Genomic DNA, 1,274 nt, shown 5'->3' with positions numbered 1-1,274 from the left:
CAGGAGTCGTTTGTGGTGAAGGTGTCGGCGTCGAGTGAGGAGGGTGTGCGGCGGTTGGCGGGGGCGTATGTGCGGGCGTTGTCGTCGGGGCGGGGTGTTGATGGGTTGGGGGATTTCGGGTTTACGGCGAATGTGGGTCGGGCGTCGCATCGGTTCCGGGTGGCGGTGTCGGGTGTGGATGGCGCGGGTGTGGTGGAGGGTTTGTCGGGGGTGGCGGATGGTTCTCGGTCGGTGGGTCGGTTGGTGAATGCGCCGCCGGTGTCGGTGTTCATGTTTTCGGGTCAGGGTTCGCAGTATGCGGGGATGGCTCGGGGTTTGTATGGGGTGGAGCCGGTGTTCCGGGCGGCGTTGGATGAGTGTGCGGAGCTGGTCGCGGGTGAGGTGCCGTTGTTGGAGTTGTTGTTTGGTGGTCGGGGTGAGGAGTTGGTGCAGACGCGGTTTGCGCAGGTGGGGATTGTTGCGGTGCAGGTGGGGTTGGTGCGGTTGTTGGAGTCGTGGGGGGTTAGGCCGGGCCTGGTGGTGGGCCACAGTGTGGGTGAGTTGTCGGCGGCTTGGGCGGCGGGGGTGTTTGGTTTGGCGGATGTGTTGGGGTTGGCGGTGGTGCGGGGTTCGTTGATGCAGGGGCAGCCGTCGGGTGGGGCGATGGCGGCGGTGTTTGCTGACGCCGGTGATGTGGGGTCGGTGGTGGGTGGTTATCCGGGGTTGGAGGTGGCGGCGTGGAATGGGCCGCGGAGTGTGACGGTGTCGGGGCCGGCTGGTGTGGTGGATGCGTTTTGTGCGGGTTCGGGGTTGCGGTGTCAGCGGTTGGTGGTTAGTCATGCGTTTCATTCGGAGGCGATGGCGGGTGCGGTGGGGCCGTTCGCGGAGGCGGTGTCGCGGGTGGGGGTGTCGGCGCCGCGGATCGGGTTTGCGTCGTCGATCAGTGGTCGGTGGCATGATGCGGGGTCGGTGGCGGATGGTGGGTTGTGGGGTGGGGGGATTCGTGGGCCGGTGTTGTTTGGTGAGGCGTTGGGGTTGGTGGGTGCTGCGGGTGGTGGGGTGTTTTGGGAGATCGGTGCTCATCCGGTGTTGACGGGTCTGGGAAAGCAGGTGTTGCCGGATTCGGGGTTGGTGTGGTTGTCGACGTTGCGTCGGGATCGTTCGGATCAGGCGCAGGTGCATTCTGCGGTGGCGGAGTTCTACAGCCGTGGGTTGGGTGAGGTGGATTGGGTGGGGGTGCATGCCGGTAAGGGGCATCGCACGACGACGATTCCCACCTACCCCTTCGAACGCCG

The 1,274-nt window shown here is 65.9% G+C and carries 1 protein-coding gene; it reads left to right on the top strand.

What is annotated here, in order from left to right:
• Positions 1-12: 12 nt before the first annotated feature.
• The coding region (locus ACFYWL_RS31225) for an acyltransferase domain-containing protein (RefSeq protein WP_386980442.1) at positions 13-1,274 on the top strand (1,262 nt) is incomplete at its 3' end.

Source organism: Micromonospora sp. NPDC002575, assembly GCF_042889525.1.
Taxonomy (GTDB): domain Bacteria; phylum Actinomycetota; class Actinomycetes; order Mycobacteriales; family Micromonosporaceae; genus Micromonospora; species Micromonospora carbonacea.
This window is presented reverse-complemented; position numbering and strand designations above follow the sequence as displayed.